This is a genomic window from Flavobacterium sp. KH_001, from assembly GCF_057840745.1.
The window spans coordinates 1749100-1766706 of record NZ_CM174520.1 but is presented as its reverse complement, the minus strand read 5'-3'; the positions used below and the strand labels follow the sequence as shown (position 1 = coordinate 1766706).

Below are 17607 nucleotides of genomic sequence, written 5' to 3'. Positions count from 1 at the left end.
TTGTTATGACAACAAGTAAAAAGAAATCCGTTTTATTAAAAATAGCTAAATATTTTGGAATAACTTTCGTCGTTATCTTAGGATTACTTTTCTTGCTACCCATAATTTTTGCGGACACCATTAAAGAACAGATTAAAAAAACAGCCAACGAAAAACTAAGCGCTGAACTGAATTATTCAGATGTTTCCGTTTCCTTTTTTCATCATTTCCCTTCATTGACTTTAACTTTAAGTGATCTGAATCTTAACGGATCAGCTCCGTACAAAAACGAGAAATTCATTACTGCAAAAGAGATTTCTTTTGGAATAAATGTTGCCAGTTTAGTTTTTAGTAAAACAGTAAAAATTGACCAGATATACCTATCTGATTCATTTATTAATGTAAAAGTCAATGCAAACGGAGAAGCAAATTACAACATTTACAAATCTTCATCCCAAGCTTCAAACCCAAAAGACAGCACGGAAACAGCCTTGAAACTGGAGCGAATTGAGATTCTAAACAGTAAAATAATTTACGACGATCAATCAGCCAAAGTTCATTTTGATGCACTCGGATTTAATTATAAAGGAAAAGGAAATTTAGATAAAGCCGTTTTCGATTTATATTCTGTTGCTAAAATTGAAAAATTAAATATTATTTACGAAGGCGAACCTTATTTAATGAACAAAAAAGTAGATGCCGATTTAATTACTAAAGTAAATGTAAATTCATTATCCTTTTTCTTCCAACAAAACAACCTTAAAATCAATCAGCTCTTAGTTGATTTCAAAGGGAAATTTGACTTCTTGAAAGATGGATACAATATGGATTTTGTTATAAAATCGACTAACAGCCACCTGAATGATGTATTTACAGCTTTCCCGCCAAAATATGTAACCTGGTTATCTAAAACCGAATTAAAAGGAAACACCAACTTACTTTTGACTTTAAAAGGAGACTACATTGCTTCACAAAAAATAGCACCCGATCTTAATTTAGACATTAAAATAGACAGTGGTTTTGTGAATTACAACAAAAGTGCTTTTCCAGTTTCAAATCTAAATTTAGATATAAAAACTAAGGTTCCTTCTTTAAATCCGGATCTTGTAATCGTTGACGCCAAAAATTTGTCTTTAAACATAAACAAAGATTATTTAAAATCTAAATTTCACGTACAAGGCATAAACACACCAGATATTAACGGAGAGTTTAAAGCTCAAATTGATCTTGAAAAATTAATGAAAGCACTTGGAATTCCAGATGTAGAATTAAAAGGAAATTTAGTTGGTGATATTAAAACAAACGGAAAATTTGATACTAAAAACAGACTTTTTCCAGTTACAAAAGGAAGTATTGATTTAGAAAATGGTTATTTAAAAACGCCATATTATCCAAATCCAATTACCAATATTACCATTAAATCTAAAATTGAAAACAACAAAGGAACTTTTGATGATTTGAAAGTAAGCCTAAAGCCTACTCAATTTACATTTGAAGGAAAACCGGTTTTCGTAGAAGCTGATTTGAGCAACTTTGATGATTTGACTTACGACATCAAAGCAAAAGGAGAATTGGATGTCAATAAAATCTATAAAGTTTTTTCTCAAAAAGGATTGGATTTAGATGGTTTTGTAAAAGCGGATTTAGTATTAAAAGGAAAACAGAGTGATGCCGAGAAAGGGAATTACAGCAAATTACACAACAAAGGAACTCTTGAACTAAGAAATATTGGTATTACATCAGAATACCTTCCAAAGAAATTCATCATTAAGGAAGGGATTTTCAAAATCAATCAGGATAAAATGTCGTTCAATAACTTCTTGGCTGCGTACGGCCAATCTGATTTTAGAATGAATGGTTATTTACAGAATGTTTTCAATTATGCAACCACAAATACAGGCGTTTTAAGAGGCTCTTTTAAAGTTACCGCCAAATATATTAATGTAGATGAATTTATGTCGAGTACGCCGGCAAACACATCAGTTACACAAACAAAAACGGAAACTCCGGCTCCAACCGAAGCAAAACAAACAGGAGTCATTATCATTCCGTCTAATTTGAATTTACAATTGATAGCCAATGCACAAAAAGTGTATTTTGATAAATTAATTCTTCAAAATGCAACAGGAAACCTAAACATGAACAAAGGCAAGCTGAGCATGCAGAATACCGGATTCAATTTAATAGGATGCAATGTGGTTATGAATGCCAATTATCAAGCGGTGACGACTCAAAAAGCAAATTTCGACTACAATATTAAGGCTTCTGATTTTGACATTAAAAGAGCTTATAATGAAATAGAAGTTTTCAGAAAAATGGCCAGTGCTGCTGAAAAAGCACAAGGTATTGTTTCTCTAGATTATCAATTAAAAGGTCGCCTTAACGGAAATATGGAACCCGTTTATCCTTCATTAACTGGTGGAGGAACACTTTCTGTAAAAGATGTAAAAGTTAGAGGATTAAAAATGTTCAATGCCGTGAGTAAGGAAACAAGCTCTGAAGCCATGAAAAATCCGGATCTTTCTAAAGTTGATATTAAAACGACGATCAAAAACAACATCATGACCGTTGAGCGCTTCAAATTCAAGTTTGCCGGTTTCAGACCAAGAATTGAAGGAACAACTAGTTTAGACGGAAAATTGAACTTAAAAATGCGTTTAGGACTTCCTCCATTAGGAATTTTTGGAATTCCGTTAACCGTTACCGGAACGCAGGATAATCCAAAAATAAAAGTGGGAAGAAAATCGCAAGATTTAGAAGAAACAAAAGATACCGAAGAATAAATTATCGAAACCTGTTCATAATGAGCAGGTTTTTTATTTTATTGCAAATTATATTTATAGCTTTGATTTTCAAATCCAAAACAGAGCCGATAAATAACATAATCATGAAACATTCAAAAAAAGGAGAGTTTTACGGTCAGACTAACAAAACAATTCTACTTAATGGAATAACGTTAACAGATACCGTTTATACACATCCCAAAGTAGACTGGCATTATCATGAGCATGCTTATTTTACATTTATCCTTCAGGGAAATGTTATTGAAGGAAATAAAAAAGAAGTTTACAATTGCGGACCAGGAAGTTTATTATTTCACAATTGGGAGGAAGCACATTACAATATTAAACCAGAAGGCTTTACGCGAGGTTTTCATCTTGAAATTGAAAAACAATGGTTTGACGATTTGACAATGAATAGCAATAATTTACAAGGTAGCACCTCGGTCATAAATCCTGATATTAAACTACTGATGTATAAAATTTTTAGGGCAACTAAGATTGATGACATTCATTCTGATCTCTCTACTCAAACTTTATTAATCGAGATATTATCAAAACTGAATAGAGACTCTCAATCGATTTTACATAAAAATCCAAAATGGGTTTTTATGATTGATGAAATTCTTCATGATCAATTTACAGAAACCATCACGCTCGATTATTTATCTAAAATATTAAACATACATCCCATTCATCTTTCAAGAGATTTCTCAAAATATTTTAATTGTAATTTGGGTGAATATATTCGAAAATTAAAAGTAGAAAAAGCGCTTTCTTTAATTTCATCACCAAATAAATCATTAACCGAAATTGCCTACGAATGTGGATTTTCTGACCAAAGTCACCTAACCAGATCTTTTAGAGAAATAAACGGTTTGAATCCTTCTGAACATAAAAAATTACTTTTCAAGAAATAAGCAAGATGTTAATTCTGTACAATTTTTTGAATTTGCTGTGCAGTAGTTTTACATTTTAACTCTTATAAAAATCACATGATAAAACGAATCTTTTTAGCATCAATATTATTTTTTACCAGCCTTATTTCGGCACAAAACAATGATCTGGTTAAAACAGATGGAATAGTAAACGAGCTACACAAAAACAATATCGGCAAAATTACCTTTATGAATGGAAACATTCCTTTAGATCAATATAAAGAATCTGATTTTCTAAAATCTTTCGAATTAAAACGTAAATCAGACCTGAACATCAGAGTTTTCATGAATAATTCGGTTACGAATTATTTACATCAATTAAATCCTGATTTAACTGCAGAAAAGCTTCTACAAACAGGAAACCTACAGTTTTCCTTTTATGTCGACAACAAGTTTATTTATAAAGAAAACATTAATTACGGATGCAATTTTGGATCAGGCGGAAACAAAAATACTTCAACAACATTTAGAGTTCCACTTACCAGTTCAAAAGGAGAAGACTGGTGGGCGATGTATATGTGGGACAGATTTAAACTTAATGGTGGTGAAAATGCTTTGACTGAAGGCACACACAAACTAAAAATAGAAATTCGTCCCTATCTTAAAAATGATAAAGATGACGTTAAAACGGGAGACTTAATCGCAAAAGGAGAAATTCAGCTTATTATAAAAACACCTAAATTAACCGCAAAACAAATTGAAGTTCAGCCAATACAGCCAAACAGTGATTGGGAAATTTCAACTTTTCCTTTTGACAAAAAGAAAATCGAAAAGCTTAATATTGATATTGCGAACTATAAATTAAAGGAGATAACGAGTGTAGTCGCTGTTTATGATAAAAAATTGCTTATCGAAGAATATTTCAATGACGCAAACAGAAATACTTTGCACGACACTCGCTCAGCAGGAAAATCTTTTGCATCAACATTAATGGGAATTGCCATAAAAGACGGTCATATAAAAAACGAAAATGAGACATTAAACAAATTCTATAATTTAAAGGAATTTGAAAATTATGACGCCAAAAAGGATAGTGTAACAATAAAAGATTTACTCACAATGAGCTCGGCATTCGACGGGTCTGATCAAGATGGTGATTCTCCCGGAAACGAAGAAAACATGTATCCTACAGATAATTGGGTAAAATTTACTTTAGATTTAGGCATGGACAAATCTAAAACCAATGGTGGCAAATGGGATTATTTTACAGCTGGTACAATTTTATTAGGAGACATTATAAACAAATCTATCCCTGATGGATTGGAAAAATATGCAGATAACAAACTTTTTAAGCCCCTAAACATCACAAATTATCAATGGCAATATACACCTCAAAAAGTAGCCAATACCGCTGGAAGCTTACAAATGACTTCACTGGATTATGCAAAATACGCTCAATTATATAAAAATAATGGTGTCTGGAATGATAAGCAAATCATTCCGACTGAATGGGTTCGAAAAACTTTAACACATCAAATTCAAATCCCGGAAAGAGAAAATCAATTCTATGGTTATTTGTTTTGGAACAGGACCTTCACTTCCGAGGAAAAAAATTACGAAGCCTACTATTGCGCTGGTAATGGAGGAAATGAATTTATAATTTTTAATGATCTGCCGCTTGTAGTTATTATCACTTCAAAAGCGTACAACAAACCTTATGGACATCCCCAAGCAGATAAAATTATAGTAGATTATATACTACCTTCTATAATAAAGGAATAAATTTTACCGTTTATTAGTTTATATACGCCGATAAATCAATTTCAATTTTATAGTAAAACAAAAAACCCGATCTTTTCAGAACGGGTTTTTTATAATAAGTAATCTTAATGATTATGCTTCGAATGGAAGAATAGATACATAAGATTTGTTATCTTTTTTCTTTTGGAACTTAACAACTCCAGCTACTCTTGCGTGTAGTGTGTGATCTTTACTGATGTAAACGTTCTCACCTGGATTATGTTTTGAACCTCTTTGTCTAACGATGATGTTCCCAGCAATAGCAGCTTGTCCACCAAAAATCTTAACGCCTAGACGTTTTGATTCTGATTCTCTACCATTCTTCGAACTACCGACACCTTTCTTGTGAGCCATGACGTATGAGTTTAAATATTGTTATTATTCTTTAGTAGCTTCTTTTTTTGCTTTTGGAGCTGCTTTTTTAGCTTTAGGAGCTTCTACTTCTTCAGTAGCTACTTCTTCTGCCACAACCGCTTTTTTAGCTGCTGCTTTTTTAGTTCCTCCTGCTGCAGTAATACCTTCAATTACAATTTGAGTAAGATATTGTCTGTGACCATTTCTCTTTTTGTATCCTTTTCTTCTTTTCTTTTTGAAAACGATAACTTTGTCTCCTTTTAAGTGTTGTAACACTTTAGCTTCTACTGAAGCACCTTCTATAGCTGGGGCGCCTAAAGTTACATTTCCGTTATCGTCTAATAAAAGAACTTTGTCAAAAGAAACTTTTGAACCTTCTTCATTAGTCAAACGGTTAACATAAACCTTTAAGTCTTTGCTTACTTTAAATTGTTGCCCTGCTATCTCTACGATTGCATACATACCAAATTGATTTATTGATTTTTAAGGTTGCAAATATACAATTAATAATTTACTGTGCAATCTCTTATTTCAAAAATATTTATTTAACCTTAAAGTCTGTTTTTCAAGGTGTTTTAACCGCATAAAAAACCATTTTTAAAGTAAAAGACTGTTAAAGTATTATGAAAACAGGGACAGATTCTAAATTCATAATTAAAAAAACTTATTTTTGATGTAACTATAAACAAGTCTTGGCTACCTATTATTTAGGTAAATATAAATTATTAATCTCTATGAAAAATTCAATAATGATGTTAAGTGCTGCATTAATGCTCGGCGGAGTTGCTCATGCTCAAAAAGTAGCTTTTGAAGAATACAATCTGGATAACGGCATGCACGTAATATTGCATAACGATCCTTCTGCCCCTGTTGTCATTACGTCGGTAATGTACCATGTTGGCTCAAAAGACGAACGTCCTGACCGAACGGGTTTTGCTCACTTCTTTGAACATTTATTATTTGAAGGAACCCAAAATATAAAACGTGGTGAATGGATGAAAATAGTTACCGCAAATGGCGGAGTTAACAATGCCAACACATCAGATGACAGAACTTATTATTACGAAGTTTTTCCATCAAACAGTTTAGAATTGGGTTTGTGGATGGAATCTGAAAGATTAATGCATCCAATTATCAATAAAATTGGTGTAGATACTCAGAACGAAGTTGTTAAAGAAGAAAAAAGAATGCGCTACGACAATCAGCCTTATGGAAACATTTTGCCGGTTGTTAAAGAGAATATGTTCAAAAATCATCCTTATCGCTGGACAACTATCGGTTCTATGAAAGATTTGGATGCTGCAACTTTAGAAGAATTCCAGGCTTTTAATAAAAAATTCTATACGCCAAACAATGCCGTTTTAGTAGTTGCCGGAGATTTTGACAAAACCAAAACAAAAGAATGGATTCAGAAATATTTTGGGCCAATTCCGAAAGGCGAGGTAGTTAAAAAACAAACTTTTACCGAAGAACCTATCAATAAAACAATAAAAGCAACTTACGAAGACCCGAATATTCAGATTCCGATGGTAGTTGCCTCTTACAGAACTCCATCAATGAAAACAAGAGATGCAAGAGTTTTAGATTTGATCTCTTCTTATTTAAGTGATGGAAAAAGTTCGAAATTGTACAAAAAAATAGTTGATGATAAAAAAATGGCACTTCAAATTGGTGCTGTAGGTTTTAGTCAGGAAGACTACGGAATGTACATTTTATACGGATTGCCAATGGGAACTTATACCATGGCCGACATCTTAAAAGAAATGGATGAAGAAATTGTAAAAATCCAAACAGACTTGATTTCTGAAAAAGACTATGAAAAATTACAGAACAAATTCGACAATAATTTTGTAAACGCAAACGCAACCGTTGAAGGAATTGCTGAAAACCTGGCTTCTTATTACTTACTTTATGGGGATGTAAATCTTATCAATACAGAAATTGATTTGTACCACTCTATTACAAGAGAAGAAATCAGAGAAGTTGCTAAAAAGTATCTAAATCCGAACCAACGTTTAGTTTTAGAATACATTCCTTCAACAAAAGTTCAAAATTAAGAGCCGCCAAGTCATGAAAAAAATACATACAGTTTTAATCCTTTTATTCCTAACTGGAATTATGCAAGCACAAAATCGTCCGCAACCAAAACCAGGCAATTCGCCAGTAGTCAACATCAAAAAACCGCAAACTTTTGTTTTGGCAAACGGCATGAAGGTCTTGATAGTTGAAAATCATAAACTGCCGAGAGTAAGTTTCAATCTTACTTTGGATAACGCTCCTTTTACAGAAGGAAGCAAAAAAGGTGTTGATGAACTAACCAGCAGTTTAATTGGAAATGGTACTAAAAAAACCACCAAAGAAGCTTTTAATGAGGAAATTGATTTTTATGGTGCTAACATCAATTTCACCTCTCAAGGCGCATTCGCAAGTTCGCTTTCTAAATATTCAGGACGTGTTCTAGAACTTTTGGCAGAAGGCGCTTTACAGCCAAATTTTACTCAGGTCGAATTTGATAAAGAAAAAGCAAAATTACTTGAAGGCCTCAAAGCCGACGAAAAAAGTGTTCCTGCTATTGCCAATCGTGTTGTCGATGTTTTAGCTTTCGGAAAAAATCATCCTGCCGGTGAATATCTTTCTGAAGAAACAGTGAAAAATGTTACCCTTGCAGATGTTCAGGCAAACTATGCTACTTATTTCGTTCCCGAAAATGCTTATTTGGTAATTATCGGAGACATTAAATTTAAAGAAACAAAAGAAGCTGTAGAAAAACTTTTTGGCGGCTGGAAAAAACAAGCAGCTCCAAAAAATATTTATCCGGATCCTGTGAATGTTTCTAAACTTCAAATTGATTTTGTTGATGTTCCAAATGCGGTTCAATCTGAAATTTCATTGGTAAATACGGTAAATTTAAAAATGAGCGATCCTGATTTTTTTCCAACTGTAATTGCAAATCAAATTTTAGGAGGGGATTTCAATAGTTATTTAAACATGAATTTACGCGAGAAACACGCGTGGACATACGGTGCAAGTTCAAGCATTGGAAGCGGAAAATATGTAACCAAATTCAAAGCATCATCTGCCGTTAGAAATACCGTAACAGATAGTGCAGTTGTTCAATTTGTAGAAGAAATTAAAAGAATCAGAACTCAAAAAGTTTCTGAAGATGTATTAAAAAATGTAAAAGCAGGTTACATTGGACGCTTTGTAATGCAGGTTGAAAAACCACAGGCTGTTGCGCGTTACGCACTAAATATCGAAACTGAGAAACTTCCGGCCGATTTCTACGAAAAATACATTCAGACTATAAATAATGTTACACCAGATGACATTTACCGTGTCGCGAATAAATATTTCCTTTTGGATCATATGCGAATTGTAATTGCCGGAAAAGGTTCTGATGTTATTTCAGGTTTAGAAAAACTTCAAATTCCGATTTACTATTTTGATAAATACGGAAATCCGGTTGAAAAACCAGTTACCAAAAAAGAAGCTCCAACCGGAATTACCGCAAAAACAGTTTTTGAAAATTACCTTAAGGCTATTGGTGGAGAAAAAGCAGTTTCATCTGTAAAAACATTGGCTATGAACGGAACAACTACTGTTCCACAAGCTCCTGGGCCTTTAACATTTACATCTAAATTAGATTCAAAAGGTAAAATGATGGTTTCACTTGCAATGGGAACAATGAATTTAATGAAACAAGTGGTAAATGAAAAAGGTGCTTATATCGAACAACAAGGACAACGCAAAAATCTTGAAGGCAATGATCTTACTGAAATGAAAGCCAATGCAGCTCCGTTTGAAGAATTACAATTACAAAAAAGAACTGATTTAAAAGTAGACGCAATCGAACCAATTAACGGTAGCGATGCATATGCAATAAAAGATGGAAAAACCACTTATTTCTACGATGTAAAATCAGGTTTAAAAGTAGCAGAATCTAAAGTTCGCGAACAAGACGGAAAATCATCCACACAAATAACAAACTTTAATGATTATAAAGAAGTTAAAGGCGTAAAAGTTCCTTTTAATTTAATTCAGAATGTTGGTTTTGAATTGGATATCAAGATGTCTGACATTAAGATCAACGAAGGAGTTTCTGAGAAAGATTTTCTTTAAGAAAGGTTCTAAGGTACTAAGGTGCTGAGATACTAAGATTTTTTATAAGCTTTGCCAAAGTTTCAAACTTTGACAAAGCTTATTTATTTTTTAGCAGACAAATAAACGCCAATCAAAATAATAAAGGCACCAAAAAACTGAATTGGTGTCAGCATTTCATTATCTAATAATCCCCAGAAAAAAGCGATTATTGGGATTAAATATGTCACTGATGTTGCAAATACCGGCGATGACATTTGGATTAATTTAAAGAACAATACATTCGCGATTCCGGTTCCTAAAACACCCAGAATCATTACAAAAAATATAGAATGTTGCGTGGCATCAAAATTTATTCTTTGCGGAATATCGGTTGTACTTAAAATGATTAACGCTGGTAAAAGCAAAACCGCGAAGTTTCCTGTCGTAATACTTAATGAATTTAAATCGGACAAATACTTCTTAATTAAATTGACATTTATAGCATAACAAAGTGTTGCAATTACCACCAAAAGGACATAGTAATAATTCTGCCCCGGATGTGCTGATGCACCGCTTAAAACCAATAACAAACACCCAACCAACCCAACAAAAACACCTAGAACCTGGCGTTTTTGAAACTGAATTCCAAAAATAAGAATTCCCAAAACCAAAGTATTTAAAGGGGTAAGCGAATTCAAAATAGCCACAATTGAGCTATCAACCTCAGTCTCAGCAATTGCAAAAAGATAAGCCGGAGTAAAAGTTCCGAAAAGCGATGTTATGGCAACAAATTTCCATTGGCGACGCGAAATCTTCTTCAAGCTTTTAAAGCCGATAATCAATAGAAATAAGGCTGCAAAAATAATTCGGAACGAACCTACCTGAACTGCTGTCAATCCAACTAATCCTCTTTTAATTAAAATAAAAGAACTCCCCCAGATTAGTGAAAGAACCAATAAATAAGCCCACTTTAATTGTTTTGCATCCATAAAAGGTATTTTAATGCAAATTTGTAATAATTTTACGAACCAGCCTCTCGAATTTTATTAATTTTGCAACGAACTTATTGACAAATTTAAAATCTATATAGAATGAAATTCACAAAGATCATAGCAACATTAGCAATTGCAGGTTTAGTATTAGTAAGCTGCAAAAAAGAAGAAGATAAAAATTTAGCGAATATCAAAGCCATAGAAACAGCTCCAAAAGAACACAAAGCGATTGCTGCTGAAAATGTACAAACTGCGAGTTTCGAAATCGAAGGAATGACTTGCGCAATGGGATGTGCAAAAACAATCGAAAAAGAACTAACAAATCTTGACGGAGTAGAAAAAGCTACTGTAGATTTTGATAAAAAAACGGCTACTGTTGTATTTGATAAAACGGTTCAAAATCAGGAAAACTTAACAAAAGTTGTTCAGGCAACCGGAGACGGAAAAACTTATAAAGTTTCAAATATTAAATCGTAAGGATTAAAAATTCAACATTTAAAAAGGCGTTCAAATTTGAACGCCTTTTTAAATTATATTTGTTGAGAAGCACTTACCCATACAAGCGCGACGTAAAAAATAAATGAAGAATAATGGATTTAATAGAAATAATAGCAGGACGATATCTCATTGAGTTTCTTGGAGCATGCATAAGATTCACTTATTTAAATACCATGGTTCTTTTCAAAGAAGATGACTTTATTATCTTCTCAGAAATATGGTCTCCTAAAGGGAATAACAATAAAAAAAATGCTAATAGCGAAAGAAATCACATGATAGGGGTAATTTTCTTAGGAGTAACCGTCTTTCTTTTGATAATCTTTACAACATAAAAAAGGAGTTCAATTGAACTCCTTTTTTATGTCTTTTTATTTCCACTTCAGTGTCTCCATCAATCGCTGCATATCATTTTTAATATAACTCGCAGCTGGCATAATCGAATCAAAATTAGGTTTAGCATAAAAATAAACCGACCCTGTTATAAAATGTTTTGTACTGTCGGTCACATAAAATTGTGAGTTTGTAGCAGCGTTTCCATCAACCTGATAAAACATCCCGTAAACTTTTTTGTCCGGATTTAAATACGGCTGTTCCAAAATATCATCTGCTTTGATAACATGCTCATAAGTTAGTTTTTGAGCATCTTTTAGCAATTTTTCAATATCACCATTTACTGGTTTATAAGTCAAGTAAATTGTTGCCTTCATTTTTGGATACGTAATCGCAAAGCCACAATTTTTTTCTCCTTTAATAATAGCCCCCTCATTCATTTCAAAAGAAAATGGGCAATTATTTTCAAAATTAACATAATTTGCTTCCGGATAATCTAAGCGCAAATAACTTGATGGCTTAGGCAAGACATCATCTTTACAGCTTACAACTGTTAATGTCAGCAAAATGGTTGTTATTGAAATTATTCTTTTAAACATTTTATTCTATTGTTACTTTTATTTGTTTTACTCGTTTTTTGTCCACTGTTTCTATCGTAAAAACGCAGTTTTCAAAAGCAATTTTTTGATCTTTTTTAGGGAAATTCCCCAGAATTTCTAATATAAAACCAGCTAATGTTTCAGCTTCTCCTTTATGTGATTCAAAAACATCTTCATTAACATCAACAATTCTGTAAAAATCTTTCATGTTAATTTTTCCTTCAAAAAGGAAATTCTTTTCATCAATTTGTGAGAAATTCAAATTCTCATCATCAAACTCATCACTGATATCCCCTACTATTTCTTCAATAACATCTTCCAATGAAACTAATCCTGATGTTCCACCGTATTCATCCACTACAATCGCCAAATGACTTTTAAGACTCTGAAAATCCTTTAGCAAATTATCCAGTTTTTTATTCTCCGGAACAAAAAAAGCTTCTCTTATTAAAGTTGTCCAGTCAAATTCTTTCTTATCAATATGAGGCAATAAATCTTTAACGAATAAAACGCCTTCAATCTGATCAATATTGTCGCGATAAACCGGAATTCTTGAAAATCCTTTTTCGATTATCTTCGGATAAATAGCCTCAAATGACTCTGATATTTCCAAACCAAAAACATCAATCCTCGGACTCATAACTTGTTTTGTATCCGTATTTCCAAAGGAAACAATTCCTTCTAATATTTTTTGTTCATCTTTAGATGTCCCTTCAGAATCTGTAAGCTCAAGCGCCTGAGAAAGCTGATTTATTGAAAAACTATTTTTCTGTTTCCCCAATTTATGCTGCAAATATAACGTAACACTGCGCATCGGCAAACTAATTGGAGATAGTAATTTATCTAAAAAAGAAATTGGATATGCTACCCATTTAGCGAATTTTATATTGTTTCGGCTCGCATAAACTTTAGGCAAAACTTCTGCAAAGAATAAAATTAAAAACGTAACGAGAATTACTTCTAAAATAAACTTTAAAACTGGCGAACTAATATCATCAAAAATATTTTGTCCTATAAAAGAGAACAGAATTACAACACCAATGTTTAAGAAGTTATTAGCTACTAATAAGGTCGCTAAAAGTTTTTTGGGTTTATCTAAAAGATTAGAAATGATTTTCCCTTTTGGAAGATTCTCTTGTAAAGTCTCATCAATATCTTTTTGAGATAAAGAAAAAAGTGCTACTTCGGCACCTGAAACAATTGCCGATAGAAACAGCAAAATAAATATTCCGACAAAACCAATAATTAAATTGATGTCTAAAGTTGTAGTAAAAAATAAACTGGGCTCTGGGTCCAAATTAAAAAAAATTAGTTAAACAATCAGAAAGGCAAGTCGTTTATAGGCAAGCTTTCGTTCGACGCATCAAAGTTAGTATTTTTTACGGATTCCTGATCCTGATGTGGCTTATGATTTCCTGTTTCTTTTTTGGTAGTCAAGAAAGTAAACTCAGTAACCTGAATTTCGGTTGTATATTTTGTAGTACCGTCTTCGGCTTGCCATTGACGGGATTTTATACGTCCTTCAACATATATTTTATCACCTTTAGATAAATATTTTTCACAGATTTCAGCAGCTTTATTACGCACAACTAAATTATGCCACTCTGTAGAAGTTATTTTCTCGTTGGTCGTTTTATTGATATATACTTCATTTGTAGCCAACTGAAAACGACCGATGCAGTTTCCTCCATCAAAATAATGCATTTTCACATCATCGCCCAAATGGCCAATCAGCATCACCTTATTTAAAGTTCCGTTCATAGTTTATAGTGGTATTTATCCCAAAGATACATTTTTTTAGCAAATTATTTCCTGCTTTTCTATAAAATTATAAATCACAATTGGAAAAGGAAAAGTTTTTAAATCACTGGTATTCACACCGTTCACTATTTTTTCTTTAATTTTAACTTTCCAGAACTGAATATGAAGATGTTGATGTGAAAGTTTATGAATTACAGTTGTTTCCGCACATTCCTCTATACCTATTATAGTATAGGAAGAAAAAACATCAAACTGTACCGCTTTTGAGACAAAATCAAAACCAACAATTTCGTCTGTTTCTAAAAGAGGAAATTCATATAAATTATGCCAAATTCCTTTTGAAGTCCTTTTTTGAATTAAAGTATTCCCTAAAGCATCTTCTAAAACCAAATAATTAAAGAAACGATTTGTGACTTTTACCTTTTTTGATTTCACTGGTAAAGCATCTACTTTCTTTTTTTGCAAAGCCGCACAACTTTCGTTAAAAATACAAATCATACAATTTGGACTTTTAGGCGTGCATTGCAGAGCTCCAAATTCCATTATCGCCTGATTAAAAATTGCCGGGTTATCTTTTGGCATTAATTCATAAGCCAGTTCCGTAAATTCCTTTTTTGTCGCCGGCAGACCAATATCCGATTCAATATCAAAATATCTCGAAAGCACTCTAAAAACATTTCCATCAACGACAGGAACAGCTTCATTATAAGAAAAAGAAGCAACTGCAGCAGCGGTATATTCACCAACACCTTTTAATTTTAGTAACCCTGCATAATTTTCCGGAAAAACACCATTTAACTCATTTGCCACATATTGAGCCGTTTTATGCAGATTTCGGGCACGAGAATAGTATCCTAATCCCTGCCAAAGTTTCAAAACCTGCTCTTCTGACGCATTTGCCAAATCAAACACTGTAGGAAATTCTTGCGTAAAATTGAAAAAATAAGGCATTCCCTGAGCAACTCGCGTTTGCTGAAGCATAATTTCTGAGAGCCAAATTAGGTAAGGATCGGTCGTTTTTCGCCACGGTAAATCACGCTTGTTCTGTAAATACCAACTTATCAATATGTTATGAAAATCCATTGTAAAATACTTAGAAAACAAAAGTAAATGTTTATGTAATTAAAATTTAACGAATTAGCTTGATTAATTATTTTTTTAATTCCTATATTTGCAAACTCAAAAAAATAGTACATCATTTATAAAATAAAATAGGAAAGAAAATGACGAAAGCAGATATCGTAGCGAAAATTTCAGAGAAACTAGGTCTTGAAAAAGGAGATGTTCAAGCAACAGTAGAAACTTTTATGGAAGAAGTTAAAACTTCACTAGAAACTGGAGACAATGTTTACCTAAGAGGTTTTGGAAGTTTTATCGTAAAAACTAGAGCTGAAAAGACAGGAAGAAACATTTCAAAAAACACAACTATTAAAATTCCTGCACACAACATTCCTGCGTTTAAACCTGCAAAAGTATTTGTAGAAGGAGTTAAAACAAACAACGAAGCAAAATAATACTATTAATTAATCATAAAATCGACACGATATGCCAAGTGGTAAAAAAAGAAAGAGACATAAGGTAGCTACTCACAAACGTAAAAAAAGAGCGAGAGCTAACCGTCACAAAAAGAAAAAGTAGTTTTAAACTACTTTTTTCTTTTTAAACGTTCATTGAAATTGAGAATTAGTGTTCAGTCATCAGATTTTAGTATTCAGTTTATTGATTACTTAAAACTGCAAACTGCCTGCTGATTTTCCCCGGGTTCAATACCTGTTAAAAATATTGTTTAATCCATCTGTAGATAAGATTTTAGACTTTAGACTTAAGATTTTAGATTTTTTTTGAATCTATACTCTTCTCTCTTTTTCTATTTTCTGAAAAAACAGATAAAAATTTACAGTGTGAATAAAGAATTAATCATTAGATCTAGTTCTGAAGCCGTAGATTTTGCCTTATTAAAAGATGGAAAACTAATTGAATTACACAAGGAAGAAGAGAAAAGCAACTTTCAGGTTGGTGATATTTTTATTGCCAAGATACGAAAACCAGTTGCTGGACTTAATGCTGCTTTTGTAAATGTAGGCTTCGAAAAAGATGCCTTTTTACATTATCACGATTTAGGACCTAACTTAGCTTCCCAACTGAAATTCATAAAACTTGTAAGCGCAGGTAAAATAAAAGATTTCTCCCTAAAAACCTTTCAGTTTGAAAAAGAGATTGACAAAGATGGCATCATTACTGATATTTTAAGTGCCAATCAATCTGTTTTAGTTCAAGTTGTTAAAGAACCTATATCGACCAAAGGTCCAAGGATAAGCGCTGAGCTTTCATTGGCAGGAAGATTTATTGTTCTCGTTCCATTTTCTGACCGCGTTTCTATTTCTCAAAAAATAGAAGACAAAAAAGAAAAGGATCGTCTAAAAAAACTTGTTCTATCGATCAAACCTAAAGGATTTGGTGTTATTGTTCGCACAGTAGCCGAAGGCAAAAACGTAGCCGAATTAGAAAAAGATTTGCAGAACCTGCTTGGCAGATGGACTGCAATGTGTAAAAAATTACCAACTGCTCATCATCCATCAAAAGTATTAGGAGAGCTTAACAGAGCTTCTTCGATATTAAGAGATGTATTTAATGATACCTTCAGTGGTATTCAGATAGATGACGAAGAGTTGTACCATCAAACGAAGGAATATCTTCAAGAAATTGCACCTTCAAAACAATCGATTGTAAAGTTTTATCAATCAAATGACACTCCAATTTTCGAGAAATACAATATAGAGAGACAAATCAAAACTTCTTTTGGACGTACCGTTTCCATGAGTAAAGGCGCCTATCTTATTATTGAACATACTGAAGCTCTTCACGTTATAGACGTAAATAGTGGAAACCGTTCAAATAAGGCGACCAACCAGGAAGATACTGCCATGGAAGTAAATATGATTGCTGCCGCTGAAATTGCCAGACAACTTCGTTTGCGTGATATGGGCGGAATAATCGTAGTTGATTTTATCGATATGTCTAATCCTGAAAACAGGAAAGTCTTGTTCGACTTCTTGCGAGAAGAAATGAGCGACGATAAAGCAAAACATAAAATCTTACCGCCTAGTAAATTTGGTTTAGTTCAAATTACCAGACAACGCGTAAGACCAGAAGTTAATATTAAGACCAGAGAAGAAGATCCAAACAATGAGCATGGCGAAATTGAAGCGCCAATTTTAATCATTGATAAAATCGCACTGGATTTGGACCGACTTTTAAAAACCCACAAAAATGTTGTGCTTAATGTACATCCGTTTGTGGCTGCTTACCTCAGTAAAGGTTTTCCATCCTTACGTTCAAAATGGTTTTTTGAACATAAGAAATGGGTGAAAATCATACCTCGTGACGCTTACACGTACTTAGAATACCATTTCTATGATAAAAAAGGAAATGCTATTTCAGAATAAACAAAAACCGCCTCTCGAAAGATTGGCGGTTTTTTTATGTCTTTTTTTTCAGGAGCTATTTCCCGCTGTCCTTCCAATCTTTTGTGCCGAACCCCGGCACAAAAGGATTT

16 protein-coding genes are annotated in these 17607 nt (G+C 32.9%); 9 read left to right on the top strand and 7 right to left on the bottom strand.

What is annotated here, in order from left to right:
* The first annotated feature begins 5 nt into the window (after window positions 1–5).
* From AC3ITQ_RS07740 to AC3ITQ_RS07730, 3 genes are all read left to right on the top strand, one after another.
* The gene (locus AC3ITQ_RS07740; protein WP_489237805.1) at window positions 6–2762 is read left to right on the top strand and encodes an AsmA family protein; all 2757 of its coding nucleotides are present in this window, start codon (window positions 6–8) and stop codon (window positions 2760–2762) included.
* A gap of 104 nt (window positions 2763–2866) precedes the next feature.
* Entirely contained in the window at window positions 2867–3679 is an 813-nt protein-coding gene (locus tag AC3ITQ_RS07735) for a helix-turn-helix domain-containing protein (protein ID WP_489237803.1), read from the top strand.
* Between the two features lie 75 nt (window positions 3680–3754).
* Entirely contained in the window at window positions 3755–5419 is a 1665-nt protein-coding gene (locus AC3ITQ_RS07730; RefSeq protein ID WP_489237801.1) for a serine hydrolase domain-containing protein, read from the top strand.
* A 111-nt stretch (window positions 5420–5530) separates the two neighbouring features.
* On the opposite strand, the gene rpmA is transcribed toward AC3ITQ_RS07730, so the two are convergent.
* Together rpmA and rplU are read right to left on the bottom strand one after the other, a co-directional pair.
* Window positions 5531–5791, bottom strand: a complete 261-nt coding sequence (rpmA, locus tag AC3ITQ_RS07725) for a 50S ribosomal protein L27 (RefSeq protein WP_017497241.1) — start codon at window positions 5789–5791, stop codon at window positions 5531–5533.
* Between the two features lie 24 nt (window positions 5792–5815).
* Complete coding sequence (rplU, locus tag AC3ITQ_RS07720) at window positions 5816–6253, bottom strand: 50S ribosomal protein L21 (protein ID WP_194658520.1); 438 nt, start codon at window positions 6251–6253, stop codon at window positions 5816–5818.
* Window positions 6254–6525: 272 nt separating this feature from the next.
* Between rplU and AC3ITQ_RS07715 the strand changes: the two genes are divergently transcribed.
* Window positions 6526–7848: a M16 family metallopeptidase gene (locus AC3ITQ_RS07715; protein WP_489237799.1), complete on the top strand. Its 1323-nt coding sequence runs from the start codon at window positions 6526–6528 to the stop codon at window positions 7846–7848.
* 13 nt (window positions 7849–7861) lie between these two features.
* Entirely contained in the window at window positions 7862–9910 is a 2049-nt protein-coding gene (locus tag AC3ITQ_RS07710; RefSeq protein ID WP_489237797.1) for a M16 family metallopeptidase, read from the top strand.
* Between the two features lie 83 nt (window positions 9911–9993).
* Here AC3ITQ_RS07710 and AC3ITQ_RS07705 read toward each other — a convergent pair whose 3' ends face one another.
* Window positions 9994–10860 carry a DMT family transporter gene (locus tag AC3ITQ_RS07705; RefSeq protein ID WP_489237795.1) on the bottom strand — a complete coding sequence of 289 codons (867 nt, stop codon included), beginning with the start codon at window positions 10858–10860 and terminating at the stop codon, window positions 9994–9996.
* A 102-nt stretch (window positions 10861–10962) separates the two neighbouring features.
* Here AC3ITQ_RS07705 and AC3ITQ_RS07700 point away from each other — a divergent pair, with 102 nt between their 5' ends.
* Together AC3ITQ_RS07700 and AC3ITQ_RS07695 are read left to right on the top strand one after the other, a co-directional pair.
* Window positions 10963–11340 (top strand): heavy-metal-associated domain-containing protein, encoded by a 378-nt coding sequence (locus AC3ITQ_RS07700; protein ID WP_072970444.1) that lies wholly within the window; start codon window positions 10963–10965, stop codon window positions 11338–11340.
* Window positions 11341–11453: 113 nt separating this feature from the next.
* Window positions 11454–11693 carry a hypothetical protein gene (locus AC3ITQ_RS07695; RefSeq protein ID WP_489237793.1) on the top strand — a complete coding sequence of 80 codons (240 nt, stop codon included), beginning with the start codon at window positions 11454–11456 and terminating at the stop codon, window positions 11691–11693.
* A gap of 36 nt (window positions 11694–11729) precedes the next feature.
* Here AC3ITQ_RS07695 and gldD read toward each other — a convergent pair whose 3' ends face one another.
* From gldD to mutY, 4 genes are read right to left on the bottom strand one after another with little or no spacing between them, the layout of a single operon-like run.
* The gene (gene gldD / locus AC3ITQ_RS07690) at window positions 11730–12290 is read right to left on the bottom strand and encodes a gliding motility lipoprotein GldD (RefSeq protein ID WP_489237791.1); all 561 of its coding nucleotides are present in this window, start codon (window positions 12288–12290) and stop codon (window positions 11730–11732) included.
* Between the two features lies 1 nt (window position 12291).
* The gene (locus AC3ITQ_RS07685; protein ID WP_489237789.1) at window positions 12292–13587 is read right to left on the bottom strand and encodes a gliding motility-associated protein GldE; all 1296 of its coding nucleotides are present in this window, start codon (window positions 13585–13587) and stop codon (window positions 12292–12294) included.
* A gap of 23 nt (window positions 13588–13610) precedes the next feature.
* On the bottom strand, window positions 13611–14051 hold the full coding sequence (locus AC3ITQ_RS07680; RefSeq protein ID WP_056190304.1) for a single-stranded DNA-binding protein: 441 nt from the start codon (window positions 14049–14051) through the stop codon (window positions 13611–13613).
* Window positions 14052–14087: 36 nt separating this feature from the next.
* Window positions 14088–15134 carry an A/G-specific adenine glycosylase gene (gene mutY / locus AC3ITQ_RS07675; RefSeq protein ID WP_489237787.1) on the bottom strand — a complete coding sequence of 349 codons (1047 nt, stop codon included), beginning with the start codon at window positions 15132–15134 and terminating at the stop codon, window positions 14088–14090.
* A gap of 140 nt (window positions 15135–15274) precedes the next feature.
* On the opposite strand from mutY, the gene AC3ITQ_RS07670 reads away from it, so the two are divergent.
* Entirely contained in the window at window positions 15275–15565 is a 291-nt protein-coding gene (locus tag AC3ITQ_RS07670) for an HU family DNA-binding protein (RefSeq protein WP_007805026.1), read from the top strand.
* A 387-nt stretch (window positions 15566–15952) separates the two neighbouring features.
* Window positions 15953–17497, top strand: coding sequence for an Rne/Rng family ribonuclease (locus AC3ITQ_RS07665; RefSeq protein ID WP_375033827.1), 1545 nt, complete (start codon window positions 15953–15955; stop codon window positions 17495–17497).
* Window positions 17498–17607: the final 110 nt, after the last annotated feature.